This window comes from Haemophilus sp. SZY H8, from assembly GCF_018829755.1.
In the GTDB taxonomy this organism is placed as follows: domain Bacteria; phylum Pseudomonadota; class Gammaproteobacteria; order Enterobacterales; family Pasteurellaceae; genus Haemophilus; species Haemophilus haemolyticus_K.
Map to the genome: position 1 here is coordinate 21,158 of NZ_JAHKJY010000001.1, position 20,037 is coordinate 41,194.

Genomic DNA, 20,037 nt, shown 5'->3' on the forward strand with positions numbered 1-20,037 from the left:
TCCGCACTTTTTTCATCTTTCTAGCCCGTATTGCGCATCCCAGCCGCGATACCTGTGATGGTGATCATCAATGCTTGTTCCACATCGGGATTTACTTGCTCTGGATTTTCACGGAAACGGTGAAGCAATTCCACTTGCAGTAGATTGAGTGGATCCGTGTAGATATTACGCAATGCGATTGAATCTGCAATCCAAGGTAAATCAGACATTAATTCACTTTGGTGAGAAAGTGAAAGCACGGTTTGAATATCATCTTCAAGTTGCTTACGTAAATTTTCGCCTAAATACCAAAGTTCTTTTTTCACTAATCGTTGATCATATTGTTGGGAAAGCCAAGAATCTGACTTACTAAAGACCATTTCCAACATACCGATTCGAGTTGAAAAGAACGGCCAGTTTTCGCACATTTCATGAATAATATCGCCTTTGCCTTGTTCAATAATCTGACGGATAGAGGCACCTGCGCCTAACCAAGCGGGTAGCATTAAGCGATTTTGCATCCACGCAAAAATCCAAGGAATCGCGCGTAAACTTTCCACGCCGCCATTTGGATTGCGTTTTGCAGGGCGAGAACCAAGTGGCAATTTTGATAATTCCTGTTCTGGCGTCGCACTGCGGAAATAAGGCACGAAATCTTTATCGCCACGCACCACTCCGCGATAAATATCGCAAGAAATCGTGGAAAGCTCATCCATTATAGTGCGCCATTCTGGTTTCGGTTCTGGTGGTGGTAACAGATTTGCTTCTAAAATGGCGCTGGCGTAGAGATCAAAGGTTTCGACTGCAACAGCGGGTAAACCTAGTTTGAAGCGAATCATTTCGCCTTGTTCTGTTACACGTAAACCATTTTTTAGTGAACGAGGTGGTTGAGACAGTAATGCCGCATGTGCTGGCGCACCGCCACGACCAATCGTGCCACCTCGTCCATGGAATAAGGTGAGTTCAATGCCAAGTTTTTCTGTTAAATTCACTAAGGCTTCTTGGGCTCGATATTGCGCCCAAGATGCAGCCATCATTCCCGCATCTTTTGCCGAATCTGAATAGCCAATCATCACCATTTGACGATTATTGATCACGCCACGATACCAACCCACATTGAAAAGTTGAGTCATCACTTTTTCGGCTGCATCTAAATCATCTAAGGTTTCGAATAATGGCACAACAGGAATATGATATGGCACGCCTGCTTCTTTTAAGAGTAAATGAACGGCTAAAACATCAGATGCACTGCGTGCCATCGAAATAACATAACACGCAATGACACCTTGTTTTTGTTGAGCAATGACCTTGCAAGTATCTAAAATTTCTTTGGTTTCAGGTGATGGCGTCCAGTTTTGCGGAATCAATGGACGGCGTGAGCTTAATTCCCGAATTAAGAAAGCCTGTTTATCGTCTTCCGTCCATTGAGAGTAATCGCCTAAACCAATATAGCGTGTGATTTCAGCAATGGCATCGGTGTGACGTGTGCTTTCTTGGCGAATATCCATTTGAGAAAGCGTTACGCCAAAACAACTAATACGGTGCAAAATATTCAACAATGAACCATTTGCAATAATGCGCATACCGCATTGAATTAAAGATTGATAACAATCGTAAAGCGGCTCCCAAAGTTGATTATCTTCTAAAATAATCTCGCTTTCAGATACGCGCGGTGTGCGATCTGATAGGTGATCATCAAAATAAGCTAATGTTGCCGTAAGTTGATTGCGTAAATTTTTCACCACAAAGCGATAGGGTTCTAAATGCTCGCCATATTTAGCACGAAACTCATCGCTACATTTCACCATTGAAAGTTCATCGGCTAATTTGCTGATGTCTTGTAAGAATAAATCCGCCGCTTTCCAACGGGCAAAATAAAGCACTTTTTTGGTGATTTGTGCGGTGACAAATGGGTTTCCATCGCGGTCGCCGCCCATCCAAGAGGAAATTCGTACGGGTTTTAATCCTACTGGCAAATCGTAACCTAAAAATTCACGGGCAGTTTCGTTTAATTGGCGTAAAAACTCTGGCACAGCTTGCCACAAACTGTTTTCCAACATCGCAAAGCCCCATTTGGCTTCATCGAATGGTGTTGGACGAACAGTGCGAATTTCATTGGTATGCCATGCTTCTGCGATTAAGCGAAGTAATAGACGTTCAATAATATTACGTTCTTTTTCAGTTAAATCATGATGTTCTAGCTTGCTTAAACATTTATTGATTTCAATGTGTTTATGAATGAGTGAACGACGTGTTGTTTCTGTTGGATGTGCGGTCAGAACAAGCTCAATTAATAATTTTTCAACGGTTTTATGCACGTCTTCCACAGAGGCATTTTGTTCTTTTAAGCGTTTGAAAAGTTCGCTTAAGGATTGAGAAGAACTTTGTGCTAGAGAATGTTCACGCGAAATCGTTTGATATTGTTCCGCAATATTCGTGAGGTTTAAAAATTGGCTGAAAGCACGCGCGACGGGAATAATATTGTCATTAGAAATACTACCGAGCGTGTCGAGCAATTCTTGTCTTGCTTTATCATCACCCGCACGAGAATTACGAGAAAGTTTACGAATATTTTCGATTAATTCGAGAATATCGGCACCTTGGGCATCGTTGATGGTTTCTCCGAGAAAACGCCCTAACATACTAATGTTATTGCGCAGAGTGGTGTACTCTTGTGTCATAGGAACTCCTAAAAGTAAAAATAAAATTCGTAAGTTGGCGATAGATATAGCTAAAAACGGAAGATAGGGCAAATGCTATTCAAGGAAACCTTGAAGATAATCAAGAAAAGCTAAAAAATAGATAAAAAAGAACCGCACTTTTTATAGATTATTTAAAAAGTTCGGTTTATTTTTGATAAGTTTTATAAAATTGATTTAACGGATTTTCGAATAATAAGCTCAGGGCCAATGTCAATACGGCTATATTGCTGAACGCCTTGATCTTTTTGGCTAATACGTTCTAATAAGATATTCACCGCCTGTCTGCCTAATCGTAGCTTCGATTGGTGAATGGTGGTTAATGGTGGCGCATAGAAACGTGAAGCATGAATATCATCATAGCCGATAATGGACATATCATCTGGCACGCGTAACCCTTTTTCTGTCAGTGCAGAAATTGCACCGAGCGCCATCACATCGTTACAACAGAATAGGGCGGTCGGTAATTCCTCTTGAGCCAGTAAGCGATTCATACATTCATAACCGTCTTCAGGCTCAAATGCACCTTCGAAAATCCAAGGTTTATGCACTTCAAGATTCGCATCTGCCATCGCTTTTAAAAAGCCTTCATAACGAGTTTTTGCCGTAGTTTTATTGAGTTCACCGCAGATAATCCCGATTTTTTTATGACCGCACTCAATGAGGTGTTGGGTTGCTAAATAACCGCCATCAAAACTATGATCATCAATCACATCGGTATTCGCATTTGGGCCCCAGTCCATTACAACCATTGGTATACTGGAAAATGACGAAAGCAAATCCAAGGAGTCTTGAGTATATTCAGAACACATCACAAGCAAACCATCTACCCGTTTCTTCGCCAACATTTCCAAATGGTTTTTGACTTTTTCAGGTTCATTTTGTGTATTACATAAGAAAAGGGAATAACCTTGACGATAACAATGTTCTTCGACGGAATGAATGATCTCAGCAAAGTAGGGGGCTTCACTAGTGGTGACAATCATGCCGATCGATTTGGTTGTATTCACTTTTAAACTTCTTGCAACAGCGCTTGGTGAATAATTCAGTTGTTTAATTGCAAGTAATACAGATTCTTCTGTTTCTTTTGCAACAAAACGCGTTTTATTTATTACATGTGATACTGTCGTGGTAGATACGCCAGCCATTTTTGCGACATCTTTAATTGTTGCCATACATTTACCCCTAGAAAATTTTTCCTATTATAAAGGTTTATAGAATATTTCGTTACTTTTATTATAATTTTTTTGTAAAAGAGATGATTTTTTCTAATAAATATTGCTAGAATGTACGCAAATTTTTTATTTAGGAGAAAAAGATGAGTGATTTTGGTTACGCCATGATAATGGTTGTTTTTAGTATGACTATTGTTGTAGGGCTAGCACTATCAATTTTTTAATTGTGTTTATTTTATGAATTACCGCGCTTTGTTAGAAAACAAAGGGCGGTATTTTTTTAGGTTTTTGCTTGAGACGCAAAAGTATGGTAAAAATAACAACGTTTTATTCATTAACTAATAGGAATTATCATGTCAAATTTACAACAAATTATTGAAGCTGCATTTGAGAAACGTGCAGAAATTACACCAAAAACCGTTGATGCAGAAACGCGTGCGGCAATTGAGGAAGTGATCGAAGGATTAGATTCGGGTAAATACCGTGTTGCAGAAAAAATTGATGGCGAATGGGTAACACATCAATGGTTAAAAAAAGCGGTTTTACTTTCATTCCGTATTAATGACAACCAAATCATTGACGGAGCAGAAACAAAATATTACGACAAAGTAGCATTAAAATTTGCGGATTACACCGAAGAACGTTTTGCTGAAGAAGGTTTCCGTGTTGTGCCTTCTGCAACGGTGCGTAAAGGTGCATACATTTCTAAAAACTGCGTATTAATGCCATCCTATGTAAATATTGGTGCTTACGTTGGCGAAGGCAGCATGGTAGATACTTGGGCAACGGTTGGTTCATGTGCACAAATCGGTAAAAACGTTCACTTATCTGGCGGCGTAGGCATCGGCGGTGTATTAGAACCATTGCAAGCTAACCCAACCATTATCGGCGATAACTGCTTTATCGGAGCTCGTTCAGAAGTGGTAGAAGGCGTTATTGTAGAAGATGGCTGTGTTATTTCAATGGGCGTATTCATTGGTCAATCAACCAAAATTTATGATCGTGAAACGGGTGAAATTCACTACGGCCGTGTACCAGCTGGTTCTGTGGTGGTATCTGGTAGCCTTCCATCAAAATGTGGAAAATATAGCTTATATTGCGCAGTGATTGTGAAAAAAGTGGATGCAAAAACTTTAGGTAAAGTTGGTATCAACGAATTATTACGTTCTATTGAAGAATAATAGAACGTAAATAAAATAATGACCGCTCTTTTTTCATAAAGGCGGTCATTTTTTATAAATGAGTGATTATTTCTTTCTCGCTAACATTGTGGCAAATTTCATTTTAATGCGATTGCCGTTTTCATCGGTTTTATGTAATTCGCCCATATTTTCGTTATATTCTAAGAATTCCCAATCTTTGTAATATTCTTTCAATTCGTTTTCAGCGAAGGTGAAGGAGAATGGAAGCGGGCAAGGCACATCATCTGTGGACATGGCGGCAACGATTAAGTTATACCCGCCAACATTGGTGTGTTCTTGCATATTTTTAATGATTGACGGCACTCGCTCACGATTTAAGAACATAAACACCACTGTTGAAACAATAAAATCATAGTTTTCTTGAATATTGGCGGCGTTAATATCATAAAGTGCGGTAGAAATATTAAGATTTTCTTTCTCTTTGGTTTCATTTAAAAAGGCAATGCTGTTTTCATTGTGATCCCAAGAGGTCACATCATAGCCCAATAAACTTAAATAAAGTGAATTACGCCCTTGTCCGCAACCTAAATCTAATACTTTACAAGGCGAGATAATTTTTGCAGCATCCACCACATCGCCGTGAGTGGCAGTCATATTGTATTTTTTACTGAAGTAATCTTCTTTTTTGCAATAGAAACCTAGAGTACATTCTAAGTCATCAGAAAGCGCTTCAACACGATGCCATGCTTGAGGTTCAACAAAAGGAATGTTGCTTTCTGGGGTAAAAATATGCTCGGCAATCACATCGCTATTTTCGGTTAGCTCATAAAATTTGAGCTTACCTTTTAATACGGTTAATTTCCCCCAAGTGCCGACTTTTGTGTTGTGCTTTTCTTGGAACATTTGTGGCAATTTGTCTTTTGTCCACACTGGCATTTGTTTATAGCAAATTAATTCGTTTTTCATAATATTCTCCAAATAGGTAAATAGTTGAGTGTTATAGTAGGTTATAAGCCACCTATTTTCAACAAGAAAATAAAAGGGCAACGTAATGTTGCCCTCATTTAGATTGAATTGATTATTTTACTTGCATGCCCGCAGTGACACCGCTATCGGCAGATAACAAGAATAAATCACTACCGCCTGTTCCTGCGGATAGAATCATTCCCTCAGATACACCGAATTTCATTTTACGTGGTGCAAGGTTTGCCACCATAATCACAAAACGACCTTCTAATTCTTCAGGTTTATTGTAAGCCGCTTTAATGCCAGAGAAGACTTGACGAGTATGATCGCCAAGATCTAATTCAAAACGTAAAAGTTTATTAGATTCTGGCACCGCTTCGCATTTCAACACTTTTGCTACACGCATATCAAGTTTAGCGAAATCATCAATAGTGATGGTTTCAGCAATAGGTTCAACGGCGGAAAGTGCGGTTGGTTTTGCTTCGGTTTTTTCTGCTGCTTTATTGGCTGCAGCAAATAAGGCTTTAGTTTCTTCCACAACGGCATCAATTTGTTTTTTCTCTAAACGAGAGAATAAGGCTTTGAACGGTGCAAGAGTATGGCCAAGTAATGGTTGATGAATATTATCCCAACGTAATTCAGCTTGTAAGAAGGCTTCTGAACGTTCTGCTAGTTTTGGAAGAACTGGTTTTAAGTAAGACATCAACACGCGGAAAAGCTCAATTCCCATTGAACATACGGCTTGCAATTCTGCCTCTTTGCCTTCTTCTTTTGCAATCACCCAAGGGGCTTTTTCATCAATGTATTTATTGGCTTTATCGGTTAATGCCATAATTTCACGAATGGCTTTATTGTATTCACGGCTTTCGTAATAAGCGGCGATTTGCTCGGCTTGAGCGGTAAATTCTGCAAATAATGTTTCATCTTCCAGTTTATCCGCAAGTTTGCCTTCAAAGCGTTTCGTAATAAAGCCTGCATTGCGTGAAGCTAAATTCACTAATTTGTTTACAATATCCGTATTTACACGTTGTACGAAATCTTCAAGGTTAAAGTCTAAATCTTCAATGCGATCATTTAATTTTGCTGCATAGTAATAACGCAAACATTCAGGATCGATATGATTCAAATAAGTGCTGGCTTGAATGAAAGTCCCGCGAGATTTTGACATCTTCGCCCCATCCACCGTGACATAGCCATGAGTGAACACATTAGTCGGTTTACGGTAGCCACTACCTTCAAGCATTGCAGGCCAGAATAGACTGTGGAAATAAACGATGTCTTTACCGATGAAATGATAAAGCTCCGCATCGCTGCCTTCAGCCCAAAATTCATTGAAATCAATGCCTTTATGATCGCATAGATTTTTGAATGAAGCCATATAGCCGATTGGCGCATCTAACCAAACATAGAAGAATTTATCTTTTGCACCTGGAATTTCAAAACCGAAATAAGGCGCATCGCGTGAAATATCCCATTGTTGTAAACCGCTTTCAAACCATTCTTGCATTTTGTTCGCAATTTCAGATTGAAGTGAGCCAGAACGTGTCCATTCTTTTAACATGCCTTCAAATGCAGGTAAGTCAAAGAAAAAGTGTTCAGATTCTTTTACAACAGGAGTTGCGCCAGAAACAGCTGAACGAGGATTAATTAAATCCATTGGGCTATAAGTTGAAGCACAAACTTCGCAGTTATCGCCATATTGATCTTCTGCTTTACATTTTGGGCAAGTGCCTTTCACAAAACGATCAGGCAAGAACATATTTTTTTCAGGGTCGAATAGCTGAGAAATAACTTTACTCTTAATAAAGCCATTGGCTTTGAGTTTATTGTAAATTTCTGCGGTGAGCTGTTTGTTTTCTTCGCTGTGAGTGGAATGGTAGTTATCAAAACTAATATTAAAACCTGCAAAATCACGCACGTGATCGGCTTTTGCTTTAGCAATTAATTCTTCAGGTGTAATGCCAAGTTTATCGGCATTCAGCATAATCGGAGTACCGTGTGCATCGTCTGCACAGACAAAATGGATTTTATTGCCACGCATACGTTGAAAACGCACCCAAATATCCGCCTGGATATGTTCTAACATATGGCCTAAATGAATTGCCCCATTGGCATAAGGCAAAGCGCAAGTGACTAAAATTTTACGGGGTTGAGTTGTCATTTATTATTCTCTTTTTTAGCATATAAAAATTGTGGACATCTTACCCGATACAGGGCTTTTTTTCTAGTTTGAAAAACTTTAACTTAACATACCGCACTTTCCGTGATTAAATATGCCCGACAAATTTACTCTACTAAACAGGAAGTTATTATGGCAACCTACTTTTCTGATAATTTGACTGCCGAGCAGCAAAATAAAGTTCAGCAGATTATCCAACAATTTCAGCATCCAACCCTGCAAAAGGATCTGATTGCGCTTAATACTTTGAAAAAAGTGGAAAAGGGCGGTGATACTTTACGCATTGAATTGAAATTACCTTTTGCGTGGAATTCTGGTGCAGAACAGTTAAAACAAGCGGTTTCAGATGCGTTATTGAAAGCAACAGATTGCAAGGCAATTAAATGGGCGATCTCGTATCAAATCGCTACACTTAAACGTGCGAATAATCAACCCGCTGTAAAAGGTGTGAAAAATATTATTGCTGTGAGTTCTGGTAAAGGCGGTGTAGGGAAATCATCGGTTTCTGTTAATCTAGCTTTAGCATTACAAGCACAAGGCGCACGTGTCGGGATTTTAGATGCGGATATTTATGGCCCTTCTATTCCACATATGTTAGGCGCAGCGGATCAACGCCCGACTTCGCCAGATAATCAACACATCACCCCAATTAAGGCACATGGTTTATCTGCAAATTCCATTGGCTTTTTAATGAATGAAGACAGCGCAACAATTTGGCGTGGCCCGATGGCGAGTAGCGCATTAAGCCAATTATTAAATGAAACTCTATGGGATAGTTTAGATTATCTTGTTATCGATATGCCTCCGGGCACGGGTGATATTCAACTTACTTTATCACAACAAATCCCTGTGACTGGTGCAGTGGTAGTGACAACCCCACAAGATATTGCTTTGCTTGATGCGGTGAAAGGTATTTCAATGTTCGAGCGAGTATCCGTACCGGTATTGGGTATTGTGGAAAATATGTCAATGCATATTTGTAGCGAGTGCGGTCACCACGAAGCAATTTTTGGCACAGGCGGTGCAGAAAAAATGGCTGAAAAATACAATGTGAAAGTATTAGCTCAACTTCCTTTACACATTCGTATCCGTGAAGATTTAGATGCGGGCAATCCAACTGTTGTGCGAGTGCCTGAAAATGAAATTTCACAAGCATTCTTACAACTCGCTGAGAAAGTCTCTACAGAACTTTACTGGCAAGGTTCCGTAATACCAAGTGAGATTTTATTTAAAGAAGTGAAATAATCGAAAAAAAGATAGGGCTGCATTTGCAGCCCTATCTTTTTTTCCTAGGTTGATCTTCTTACTGTTTCTCAATAAAATCTAGCGCAATTTTTTATTTGGTGGATCATTATGATGAAAAATATATCAAAATATGCTTTGATAGACCTCCATCTTCATTTGGATGGTTCGCTTTCTCCTGAATGGATTTTTGAGTGGGCGGAAAAACAAAACATCAACTTACCTGTAAATGACATTGAATCACTTCTTAGATTAATTTCGGCGCCCAAAGATTGTAGTGATTTAAATCAATATTTAAATTGTTTTGCAATTCCCGTTTCTTTATTACAAACACAAGATTCCATTTCTTCTGCAGTTTTTGACTTGGTAAAACGTTTAGATAAACAAGGTGTAGTTTATGCTGAAATTCGTTTTGCACCACAGCTTCATATAAAAAAGGGATTAAATCAATCAGAAGTGGTGGAAGCCGCATTAGTTGGCTTAAAACAAGGACTGAAAGATACCGCACTTTTTAGAGTAAATTTAATTTTATGTTGTTTAAGAGGTATTGGCTCTTTAGAAAATAACTTAGAAACTATTAATATAGCCAAAAAATATCTGACTATAAAAGATGCCGGGGTCGTTGCGGTGGATTTAGCTGGACCAGAGGCAGGTTATCCAACCCAAAATTTTTCCCAAGAATTTCAGCTTGCTAATCAACTTGGTATTCCTTTTACGATTCATGCAGGTGAAGCAGCCGGGGCCGAAAATGTGCAACAGGCAATTAATCTTGGTGCTAGTCGTATTGGGCATGGTATTCGAGCGGTAGAATCTGAGCAAGTTATGTCTGATTTAGCTATAAAAAATATTGCTGTAGAGATGTGTCCTTGTAGTAATTTACAGACAAAAGCAATTGATAATTTAAAAAATTATCCACTTAGAACTTTTTTACAAAAGGGGATTATGGCGACGCTAAACACAGATAATATGACCGTATCACAAACTGAAATTAAACAGGAATTTGAATTATTAGAGTCTGATTATCAATTAACTGAATTTGAAGCAAAAAAATTGCTGAATAATGCTATTAATGCATCATTTCTTAGTATAGAAGATAAAATTGCATTAAAAACATATATTAAAATGAAAGGAATAGATTAATTTATGTTGTGTGCAATTTATAAGAGTAAAAAGAAACCAGGAAGTTATTTATATTTAGCAAAACGCGATGATTTTTCTTCTTTGCCTGAAGCACTGTTAGAGCAATTTGGTAAACCTGAAATCGTGATGATGTTTAATTTATTAGGCTCAAAAAGATTGCATTCTGTAGATAATCAAGAGATTTTGGAAAAAATTAAACAACAGGGATTTTATTTACAAATACCTAAACAGGATGATGGTTTATTTAATAGTTTGAGTGAGATCAAATAATCTGTTTATTTTCAAAGCTAAAAAACAAAAGTTTGCGTTACCTCAATTTCTTTCTTCAAAAATTCTTTTAGAATCGCCCGCAATTTTTTTAAGGAGAACGAAATGAGTAGCTTTTTTGTTGCGGGGACTGATACAAATGTGGGAAAAACCACTGCTTGTCGAGCAATTATACAAGCCTTACAAAATAAGGGTGTTCAAATAGTAGGATATAAACCTATTGCCTGCTGTGGTGAGGAGGGGGTTTATCCTACCGTTCAAGTTGAGAAAAATGATTCAGATTATGACAGTTTCAGCAATTCTGATGTTTTAACATTGATGGCTTCAACAAATCAGGATGTAAAGTATCAAGATATTAATAGCTATACATTTACTCATCGTTTTCCGATGCTTACAGAAGATAGAACGAGAATTAAGTTAGAGAAGATCAATCAGGATCTTATGCGTTTAACTTCCCAGTATCAGTCTGTTGCGGTAGAGGGATCCTTTGGATTAATGACTCCAATGTCAGAAGAAAAAAGTTTTGCAGATTGGATTGTTTCCCATAAAATGCCTTTAGTGCTTGTGGTGGGAATTAAAGACGGTTGTGTTAATCATGCTTTATTGACAGTTCAAGCAATTCAACAGCTAGGCGTACCTTTATTAGGATGGGTAGCCAATCGTGTTAATCCTTTATTAGGTCATTATGCTGAAATAATTAGTCTTTTAGAGAAGCATATTGAGGCACCTCTATTAGGACAAATACCCTACTTACATAAACCAGAAGAACAGGAATTAGGGCATTATTTAACAAATATTGAACGTTTAATGTATATGAAAACAGAATTAGTTAAATAAAATTCTTAATAACGAGTACTACTTGTTATTTAAAAAATTCCTGTATCCAATGTAAGTTTACCTTGTTCAATTAAAATCTTTTTTGCAAATTTTTTTATAAGCACATCACGCATATTGTTTTTATCTAATGTATAAACAGGAATATGTTCTAGTAATTTAGCGACATTTTCATTTAAAAAAGGCATGATTGTTTGCATTTGTTGCATATATTGCTGTGGTTCTCCTGACCAACGTAAAATACGCATTTTCTTTAAATAAACCGCACCTTCTTCGGAGTTATAATAAGGAACTGTATCGAAGGTCAGATTTAATTTTCCTGGCAAATTTTTATTGCCAAATTGAAATAAACCCTCTAAAGTACCGCTCATTTCTACGCGTTTATCATTAGTTTGCCCAATTTTTGTACTTAAATTTCTTACTTCATAATCAAGAAAAAATAATCCTGGTAAGCCAAATTTATCCGCAATAGCTCCTTTTTCCTGTAGATATTGATTGATTTGAGATTCAGTTATTGAAAAAGGTGAGGCCGATATATTAGGGGATACCGCTAAAATAGACGTTAACGTAAGAAATAATAATTTAATTTTTTTCATATTTTAGTTAAAAGCAAAATAAAAATGGTGGACAAATATACCATAAATAGTAATAGAGTGATGTAGTTATGAGTCATGAGTTTAGGCAATATGTTAATCAATTAGTTATAGAGCATCGTGGTGAACGAATTTATCCTTTTCACTATGAAGGCAAAAAATTCTGGTTGAAGCAACCTGAAAAATTGAAGGGGATTTGGCTACTATTGAAACCGTATCCGAAGCAATCTTTTAAAAATGAACTACAAACTTTGTTGAATCTTGCTGAAAAAAAAGCACCTGTTCCAAAAGTCTCTTATCATAATGAGGATTTTTTTGTATTGGAAGATGTGGGAATCACTTTATCACAATGGTTATGTGATAAGAGGGCAAATAATCAGCAAAAATTTTCTATCATTTATGATGCTTGTCTCGCTTTGATTGATTTACATGATAAAAATCTGGTACATGGTCGTCCTGCTATTCGAGATATTACTTGGGATAAAGGAAAAGTTACTTTTCTTGATTTTGAATCTCGTTCAAGTAGTCAAAATCAAAATTGGTTAATCGTTCGAGATATGCTATTTTTCTTTGATAGTTTATGTCGAGAAGAAGATATTTCAGACGATTTTATTCAAAAAGTGGCATTGTATTATCAAGCTCATTGTAGAGTAGAAAATTGGCAGAATATGATCGTATTTTTGCACCGTTTTCGCTGGGTTTATTATCTTTTACTGCCTTTTAAACCTATTGCAAAGACAGACTTAATTGCCGTTTATCGATTATTTGAAATTTTATTAATAAAGGAAAAATGATGAAGAAAACACTTTTTATTATTGTATTATCAAGCATATTAGCGGCTTGTACTGTAGGTGGTGGCGCCAGCGCTGGTGGCGGAAGTAACGGCGTTGGATTAGGACTAGGGATTGGCTCTGGTATTCGATTTTAGTGATGATGGAAAGTGCGGTAAGTTTTGACAAAGTTTTTAATGAACTTAGTAAAACTTCTTGCATTTTAAATTTTTATCACTATAATGCATCCCATATTTCGGACGCGGGGTGGAGCAGCTTGGTAGCTCGTCGGGCTCATAACCCGAAGGCCGTCGGTTCAAATCCGGCCCCCGCAACCAATAATAAGTTCAGTAAAAGAACCCCAGTTTTGGGGTTTTTTTCTATAAGAAATTTAATAAAAACTGGGCTTAGGTTCCTGTGACCTAACCCTTTTTTTATGCCTAAAATTTTTTGTAGAAGTTTTTAGATTAATCAAAAGCAGTTATTTTGACTAAAAACTGACACCACAGTATAGGAGTAGAAATTGGCTACATTAGAACAAAATTTACAAGAAATGCTACAAGGCGCAGTAGAGGATTTAGGTTGTGAACTTTGGGGCATTGAATGTCAACGAGCAGGCCGTTTTATGACTGTGCGTTTATTTATTGATAAAGAAGGTGGCGTGACTGTCGATGATTGTGCTGATGTAAGTCGTCAAGTGAGCGCAATTTTAGACGTGGAAGATCCAATTGCGGATAAATACAATCTAGAAGTGTCTTCACCAGGTTTAGATCGTCCGTTATTTACCTTGCCACAATTTGAACGCTATATTGGGCAAGATATCGCAGTGCATTTGCGAATTCCAGTGATAGAACGCCGTAAATGGCAAGGTAAGTTAGAGCGTATTGAAAAAGATATGGTTACTTTAATCGTTGATGGACAGGAACAAGTTTTAGTCTTTGGTAACATTCAAAAAGCGAATGTTGTTGCAAAATTTTAAAAGGAGTAAAAGAAAAATGAGTAAAGAGATTTTACTGGCGGCAGAAGCCGTATCTAATGAAAAGTTATTACCACGTGAGAAAATCTTTGAAGCGTTAGAAAGTGCTATTGCGCTCTCTACCAAGAAAAAATATGAATACGAAATTGATATCCGAGTGTCAATAAACCCAAAAACAGGTGATTTTGATACTTTCCGTCGTTGGTTAATTGTTGATGAAGTCAAAGTGCCAACGAAAGAAATCACTTTGGAAGCGGCACAATTTGAAGATCCAAATCTTCAAATTGGCGATTATGTAGAAGATCAAATCGAATCTATCGAATTTGATCGTATTGCAATGCAAACAGCACGTCAGGTCATTAGTACTAAAATTCGTGAAGCAGAGCGTGAGAAAGTGGTTGAACAATTCCGTTCAGAAGAAGGTAAAATTGTAACGGGTACGGTGAAAAAAGTTACTCGTGATAATATTATCCTAGATTTAGGAAATAAAGCAGAAGCCATTATTGCCCGTGAAGATATGCTTCCTCGTGAAAATTTCCGTCCGGGTGACCGCGTACGTGGTGTGCTTTATAAAGTGAACCCTGAAGGCAAAAATGCACAATTATTTGTGACGCGTTCTAAACCAGAAATGTTGATCGAATTATTCCGTATTGAAGTGCCTGAAATTGGCGAGGAAATGATTGAAATTCGTGGTGCGGCTCGTGATCCTGGTTCTCGAGCTAAAATTGCAGTGAAATCAAACGATAAACGTATTGACCCAGTTGGTGCTTGTGTGGGTATGCGTGGTGCGCGTGTTCAAGCCATTACTAATGAACTTGGTGGTGAGCGCGTTGATATCGTGCTTTGGGATGATAATCCGGCACAATTCGTGATCAATGCAATGGCTCCGGCTGATGTATCTTCTATCATCGTTGATGAAGATAATCATTCTATGGATATTGCAGTTGAAGCAGCTAACCTTGCGCAAGCAATTGGTCGTAATGGTCAAAATGTGCGTTTAGCAACACAGTTAACAGGTTGGACACTAAACGTAATGACTACTGATGATTTAAATGCAAAACATCAAGCAGAAGATAACAAAGTGTTAAACTTATTTATTAACTCATTAGAACTTGATGAAGAATTTGCACAAATCCTTGTAGAAGAAGGCTTCACAAGTTTAGAAGAAATTGCTTATGTGCCAATGAATGAATTGACTGCAATTGATGGTTTAGAAGATGAGGATCTTGTAGAAGAACTTCAAACTCGTGCTAAAAATGCGATTACAGCCGCAGTAGTAGCTGAAGAAGAAGCATTGAAAAAAGCGAATATTGAAGAGCGCTTATTGAATTTAGATGGCATGAATCGCCATGTGGCATTTAAATTAGCTGAAAAAGAAATTACTACTCTCGAAGAACTCGCCGAACAGGGTGTAGATGATTTAGCAGATATTGAAGAATTAACAGCAGAACAGGCAGCAGATTTAATTATGGCTGCACGTAATATCTGTTGGTTTGGCGAAGAATAAGGAGAGTAGTAATGACTGAAGATGTTAAGGCTGATGCGCCAAAAAAATTAAGCATTCAACGCAGAACAAAAACAACAGTGAGCAGCACCACAACTGGTGGTAAAAGCAAAGAAGTGCAAGTAGAAGTACGTAAAAAACGCACAGTAAAAACTGATATTGCTCAACAAGAAGAAGCAAAATTAAAAGCACAGCAAGAAGCGGAAGCGAAAAAAATTGCTGAACAAAAAGCGGCAGAAGAAAAAGCTCGTTTAGAAGCTGAAAAAGCAGCAGCTAAGAAAGAAGCTGATGAAAAAGCAAAAGCTGAAAAAGCGAAAGCAGAAATAGCTAAGCCAGCAAAAAGTGCGGTAGATTCTAAAGCTAAATCTGTTGATCCTGAAAAAGAGAAACGTAAAGCAGAAGAAGCTGAACTTCGTCGTAAAGCTGAAGAATTAGCTCGTCAAAAAGCTGAAGAACAAGCTCTCCGTGCAGCAGAGGAAGCAAAACGTTATGCTGAAGCAGATGATTCAGACAATGAATCTTCTTCAGAAGACTATTCTGATTACAACTTAAGTTCAAGATATGCACTTGAAGCAGAAGATGAAGAAGATCGTCGTAACGAAAATCGTGGCCGTGGCAAAAATAAAGTAGCGAAAGCGAAAAAAGGCGGTCGCGACGATGAAAATAGCAAAAACTCGAAAAACGAGCGCGAATCTAATCGTAAAAATCAAAAAGACGCTAAGTTTGGTAAAGGTAAAAACGGCAAAAAAGGTGCCGCACTTCAACAAGCCTTTACTAAACCAGTTCAAGCTGTAAAAGCGGATGTTGTCATTGGTGAAACCATTACTGTTGCTGAATTAGCGAACAAGATGGCTGTAAAAGCAACTGAAATCATTAAAACAATGATGAAGATGGGCGAAATGGTTACTATCAACCAAGTTATCGATCAAGAAACCGCTCAATTAGTAGCGGAAGAACTTGGCCATAAAGTGATTCTTCGTAATGAAAATGAGCTTGAAGAAGCGGTATTAGGCGATCGCGATGTAAACGCAGAAAAAGTAACGCGTGCGCCAGTTGTAACCATCATGGGTCACGTTGACCATGGTAAAACTTCTTTACTTGACTATATTCGTAAAGCGAAAGTGGCAGCAGGCGAAGCGGGTGGTATTACCCAACATATCGGTGCGTATCACGTAGAAATGGATGATGGCAAAATGATCACCTTCTTGGATACTCCAGGACACGCTGCATTTACATCTATGCGTGCGCGTGGTGCAAAAGCAACAGATATTGTTGTTCTTGTTGTTGCTGCTGATGATGGTGTGATGCCTCAAACTATTGAAGCGATTCAACACGCAAAAGCAGCGGGCGCGCCTTTAGTGGTTGCAGTAAATAAAATCGATAAACCAGAAGCCAATCCAGACCGTGTTGAGCAAGAATTATTACAACATGATGTAATTTCTGAAAAATTCGGTGGTGATGTGCAATTCGTTCCAGTATCTGCGAAGAAAGGTACAGGAGTTGATGAGTTATTAGATGCAATCCTACTTCAATCTGAAGTACTTGAATTGACCGCTGTAAAAGACGGCATGGCAAGTGGTGTAGTCATTGAATCTTACTTGGATAAAGGTCGTGGCCCTGTGGCAACTATCTTGGTTCAATCAGGTACATTACATAAAGGTGACATCGTACTTTGTGGTTTTGAATACGGCCGTGTGCGCGCAATGCGTGATGAAAACGGAAAAGAAGTTGATGAAGCAGGTCCTTCAATTCCAGTTGAATTATTAGGTCTTTCAGGTGTGCCAGCAGCGGGTGATGAAGCAACCGTTGTACGTGATGAGAAAAAAGCACGTGAAGTGGCGTTATATCGTCAAGGTAAATTCCGTGAAGTGAAATTAGCTCGTCAGCAAAAAGCGAAACTTGAAAATATGTTTAGCAATATGTCTGAAGGCGATGTGGCTGAATTGAACGTCATTGTGAAAGCGGACGTACAAGGCTCTGTAGAGGCGATTGTTCAAGCGTTAAATGAACTTTCTACCAATGAAGTAAAAGTTAAAGTGGTTGGCTCTGGTGTAGGTGGTATTACTGAAACTGATGCAACTTTAGCGGCAGCATCTAATGCCATTATTGTTGGCTTTAACGTTCGTGCTGATGCATCTGCGCGTCGTGTCATTGAAGCTGAAAACATTGATTTACGCTACTACTCAATCATCTATGAATTGTTGAATGAAATTAAAGCAGCAATGAGTGGTATGTTAGAGCCTGAATTTAAACAAGAAATTATTGGTTTAGCTGAAGTTCGTGATGTATTCCGTCATCCGAAATTTGGTGCAATCGCAGGTTGTATGGTGACCGAAGGTATAGTGAAACGTAACAACCCAATCCGTGTATTACGTGACAACGTCGTTATCTTTGAAGGGGAATTAGAGTCTCTTCGCCGTTTCAAAGACGACGTATCTGAAGTTCGTAACGGTATGGAATGTGGTATCGGCGTGAAAAACTACAACGACGTGAAAGTCGGCGACCAAATCGAGGTGTTTGAAGTGGTTGAAGTTAAACGTTCAATCTAATACTAGATAATTTATGTAGGGCATAGTGAGATATGCCCTTTTTATTTGCAGATTATTATCCTTAACCTTAAAATACACTTGATTAAGTATAAAAATCCTCCTTTCTTTATTACAGTAAACTATCCTGAGAGATAAACGCGTATGTATAAATTATTTCGATATGCCATTTTCCAAATGGATGCTGAAAAAGCCCATGATTTTACGCTTCAGTGTTTAAAAATGACTGCTCATCCATTATTTTATCCACTTTTTAAATCACTCATTGATACGCCGAAAGGTTTATCTAAAACAGTAATGGGAATAAATTTTTCTAATCTTATTGGTTTGGCGGCAGGAGCGGATAAAAATGGTGAGGCAATTGATGGTTTCGGCATGCTGGGGCTGGGGTTTATTGAAGTTGGTACGGTAACACCATTTGCTCAGGATGGTAACGCAAAGCCTCGTCAATTTCGTTTAATAGAAGCTGAGGGTATCATTAACCATAATGGATTTAATAATAAAGGTATTGATTATCTGATTGAAAATGTAAAAAGCACCCATTATAAGGGAGTAATAGGCATTAATATTGGCAAAAATAAATGGACCCCATTGGAAAGAGGCAAGGACGATTATATTTTCTGTTTAAATAAAGCTTATAATTATGCAGGTTATATTACAGTGAATATTTCATCACCTAATACGCCAGATTTACGTCAATTACAATATGGTGATTATTTTGATGATTTATTAAAAGAGATTAAATCTCGCCAATCAGTCTTAGCTAAACAATATAATAAGTACGTACCTGTTGTAGTGAAAATTGCACCAGATTTGAGTGATGCTGAACTTGTCCAAATTGCAGATGGGTTAATCCGTCATAAAATCGATGGGGTGATTGCCACAAATACGACCACTTCCCGTGACAATGTCACTGGATTAAAATATTCAGAACAAGAAGGTGGATTAAGCGGAAAACCCTTACAATATAAAAGTACAGCTATTATCAAACGATTACATGAAGAATTACAAGGGCGTATCCCTATTATTGGTTGTGGTGGTATTGATAGCGTATCAGATGCACAAGCTAAAATGAACGTTGGGGCAACATTACTGCAGATTTATTCGGGGCTAATTTATCATGGTCCTAAATTGGTTGCGGAATTAATAAGAAACATAAAATAATGACAAAAATATTTGATTTACATTGCCATAGTACGGCATCTGATGGTGTACTTTCACCTCGTGAAGTAGTTCTACGTGCTCATGAACAAGGCGTAAATGTACTAGCATTATGCGATCATGATACAGTTGATGGTATTGATGAGGCACAATTAGCGGCAAAAGAAATAGGGATCAAGCTAATTACAGGCGTTGAGATTTCAACCAACTGGGAGGGGCGCGGAATTCATATCGTTGGGTTAAATTTTAATAAAATGCATCCAAAAATTACCGCACTTTTGGAAAGTCAAAAAATACTACGTGCTAAAAGGGCAATTGAAATTGGTACAAAATTAGAAAAGGTAGGTATACCGAATGCTTATAACGGTGCAAAATTATTCGCCAATGGAGAGGTCACACGCGCACATTATGCACGCTATTTAGTACATATTGGTAAAGTATCAAATGATGGACAAGCCTTTAAGCGTTATTTAGGACAGGGACAATCTGCTTTTGTTAAATCACAATGGACTGATATTCCCACTGCAATTGAAGCTATTCATGCGGCAGGTGGCATCGCCGTTATTGCCCATCCATTACGCTATAATATGACAGGGAAATGGGTACGTAAGTTAATGGCCGATTTTAAAACCTGGGGTGGTGATGGTATGGAAATGGCAGATTGCGGTACAACAAAGGATCAGCGTCAAATGCTTACACGATTAGCAGGTGAATTTAAATTCGTTGGTTCAGTAGGGTCTGATTTTCATTTTCCTTGCGGATGGATTGAATTAGGAAAAAATTTAACCTTAATGGATGAAGTCACCCCAGTTTGGACGTTATTTTAGTACGTAGGACAAGTAATATTTGCCTACTATATATTTA

The 20,037-nt window shown here is 38.0% G+C and carries 17 protein-coding genes and 1 tRNA gene; 13 read left to right on the forward strand and 5 right to left on the reverse strand.

Features of this window, described 5'->3' with window-relative positions:
* Nucleotides 1-20: 20 nt before the first annotated feature.
* Nucleotides 21-2,660, reverse strand: coding sequence for a phosphoenolpyruvate carboxylase (gene ppc, locus KKW16_RS00090; protein ID WP_215767731.1), 2,640 nt, complete (start codon nucleotides 2,658-2,660; stop codon nucleotides 21-23).
* A 182-nt stretch (nucleotides 2,661-2,842) separates the two neighbouring features.
* Nucleotides 2,843-3,853, reverse strand: coding sequence for an HTH-type transcriptional repressor PurR (purR, locus tag KKW16_RS00095; protein ID WP_048953258.1), 1,011 nt, complete (start codon nucleotides 3,851-3,853; stop codon nucleotides 2,843-2,845).
* 353 nt (nucleotides 3,854-4,206) lie between these two features.
* On the opposite strand from purR, the gene dapD reads away from it, so the two are divergent.
* Complete coding sequence (gene dapD, locus KKW16_RS00100; protein ID WP_048953259.1) at nucleotides 4,207-5,034, forward strand: 2,3,4,5-tetrahydropyridine-2,6-dicarboxylate N-succinyltransferase; 828 nt, start codon at nucleotides 4,207-4,209, stop codon at nucleotides 5,032-5,034.
* A 66-nt stretch (nucleotides 5,035-5,100) separates the two neighbouring features.
* Here the strand turns inward: dapD and tehB are convergent, their stop codons facing one another.
* On the reverse strand, nucleotides 5,101-5,961 hold the full coding sequence (tehB, locus tag KKW16_RS00105) for an SAM-dependent methyltransferase TehB (RefSeq protein WP_048953260.1): 861 nt from the start codon (nucleotides 5,959-5,961) through the stop codon (nucleotides 5,101-5,103).
* A gap of 112 nt (nucleotides 5,962-6,073) precedes the next feature.
* A complete protein-coding gene (metG, locus tag KKW16_RS00110) occupies nucleotides 6,074-8,122 on the reverse strand; it encodes a methionine--tRNA ligase (protein ID WP_048953261.1) in 2,049 nt (682 codons plus the stop codon).
* Between the two features lie 150 nt (nucleotides 8,123-8,272).
* Between metG and apbC the strand changes: the two genes are divergently transcribed.
* The 4 genes from apbC (at nucleotide 8,273) to bioD (ending at nucleotide 11,626) form a co-directional block, all read left to right on the forward strand.
* Nucleotides 8,273-9,385 carry an iron-sulfur cluster carrier protein ApbC gene (apbC, locus tag KKW16_RS00115; protein WP_111407439.1) on the forward strand — a complete coding sequence of 371 codons (1,113 nt, stop codon included), beginning with the start codon at nucleotides 8,273-8,275 and terminating at the stop codon, nucleotides 9,383-9,385.
* A 108-nt stretch (nucleotides 9,386-9,493) separates the two neighbouring features.
* Complete coding sequence (gene add, locus KKW16_RS00120) at nucleotides 9,494-10,522, forward strand: adenosine deaminase (RefSeq protein ID WP_111407438.1); 1,029 nt, start codon at nucleotides 9,494-9,496, stop codon at nucleotides 10,520-10,522.
* A gap of 3 nt (nucleotides 10,523-10,525) precedes the next feature.
* Complete coding sequence (locus tag KKW16_RS00125) at nucleotides 10,526-10,792, forward strand: YcgL domain-containing protein (RefSeq protein ID WP_048953264.1); 267 nt, start codon at nucleotides 10,526-10,528, stop codon at nucleotides 10,790-10,792.
* Nucleotides 10,793-10,894: 102 nt separating this feature from the next.
* Entirely contained in the window at nucleotides 10,895-11,626 is a 732-nt protein-coding gene (gene bioD, locus KKW16_RS00130; protein WP_048953265.1) for a dethiobiotin synthase, read from the forward strand.
* Between the two features lie 29 nt (nucleotides 11,627-11,655).
* Here bioD and KKW16_RS00135 read toward each other — a convergent pair whose 3' ends face one another.
* Complete coding sequence (locus tag KKW16_RS00135; protein ID WP_111407437.1) at nucleotides 11,656-12,219, reverse strand: YceB family lipoprotein; 564 nt, start codon at nucleotides 12,217-12,219, stop codon at nucleotides 11,656-11,658.
* A 68-nt stretch (nucleotides 12,220-12,287) separates the two neighbouring features.
* Between KKW16_RS00135 and KKW16_RS00140 the strand changes: the two genes are divergently transcribed.
* From KKW16_RS00140 to KKW16_RS00170, 8 genes are all read left to right on the forward strand, one after another.
* Complete coding sequence (locus KKW16_RS00140; RefSeq protein ID WP_111407436.1) at nucleotides 12,288-13,010, forward strand: BUD32 family EKC/KEOPS complex subunit; 723 nt, start codon at nucleotides 12,288-12,290, stop codon at nucleotides 13,008-13,010.
* Nucleotides 13,010-13,144 carry a hypothetical protein gene (locus tag KKW16_RS09030; RefSeq protein WP_258183674.1) on the forward strand — a complete coding sequence of 45 codons (135 nt, stop codon included), beginning with the start codon at nucleotides 13,010-13,012 and terminating at the stop codon, nucleotides 13,142-13,144. Before KKW16_RS00140 ends, KKW16_RS09030 begins: the two co-directional genes overlap by 1 nt.
* 103 nt (nucleotides 13,145-13,247) lie before the next feature.
* Nucleotides 13,248-13,324: transfer RNA gene (locus tag KKW16_RS00145), tRNA-Met, on the forward strand.
* 185 nt (nucleotides 13,325-13,509) lie between these two features.
* A complete protein-coding gene (gene rimP, locus KKW16_RS00150) occupies nucleotides 13,510-13,965 on the forward strand; it encodes a ribosome maturation factor RimP (RefSeq protein ID WP_111407434.1) in 456 nt (151 codons plus the stop codon).
* A 16-nt stretch (nucleotides 13,966-13,981) separates the two neighbouring features.
* Nucleotides 13,982-15,469, forward strand: coding sequence for a transcription termination factor NusA (nusA, locus tag KKW16_RS00155; RefSeq protein WP_111407433.1), 1,488 nt, complete (start codon nucleotides 13,982-13,984; stop codon nucleotides 15,467-15,469).
* Nucleotides 15,470-15,480: 11 nt separating this feature from the next.
* Nucleotides 15,481-18,015: a translation initiation factor IF-2 gene (infB, locus tag KKW16_RS00160; RefSeq protein ID WP_111407432.1), complete on the forward strand. Its 2,535-nt coding sequence runs from the start codon at nucleotides 15,481-15,483 to the stop codon at nucleotides 18,013-18,015.
* 141 nt (nucleotides 18,016-18,156) lie between these two features.
* Entirely contained in the window at nucleotides 18,157-19,176 is a 1,020-nt protein-coding gene (gene pyrD / locus KKW16_RS00165; RefSeq protein ID WP_111407431.1) for a quinone-dependent dihydroorotate dehydrogenase, read from the forward strand.
* Nucleotides 19,176-20,000 (forward strand): PHP domain-containing protein, encoded by an 825-nt coding sequence (locus KKW16_RS00170; RefSeq protein ID WP_111407430.1) that lies wholly within the window; start codon nucleotides 19,176-19,178, stop codon nucleotides 19,998-20,000. The genes pyrD and KKW16_RS00170 overlap by 1 nt, the downstream gene beginning before the upstream one ends.
* The last annotated feature ends 37 nt before the right edge of the window (nucleotides 20,001-20,037 follow it).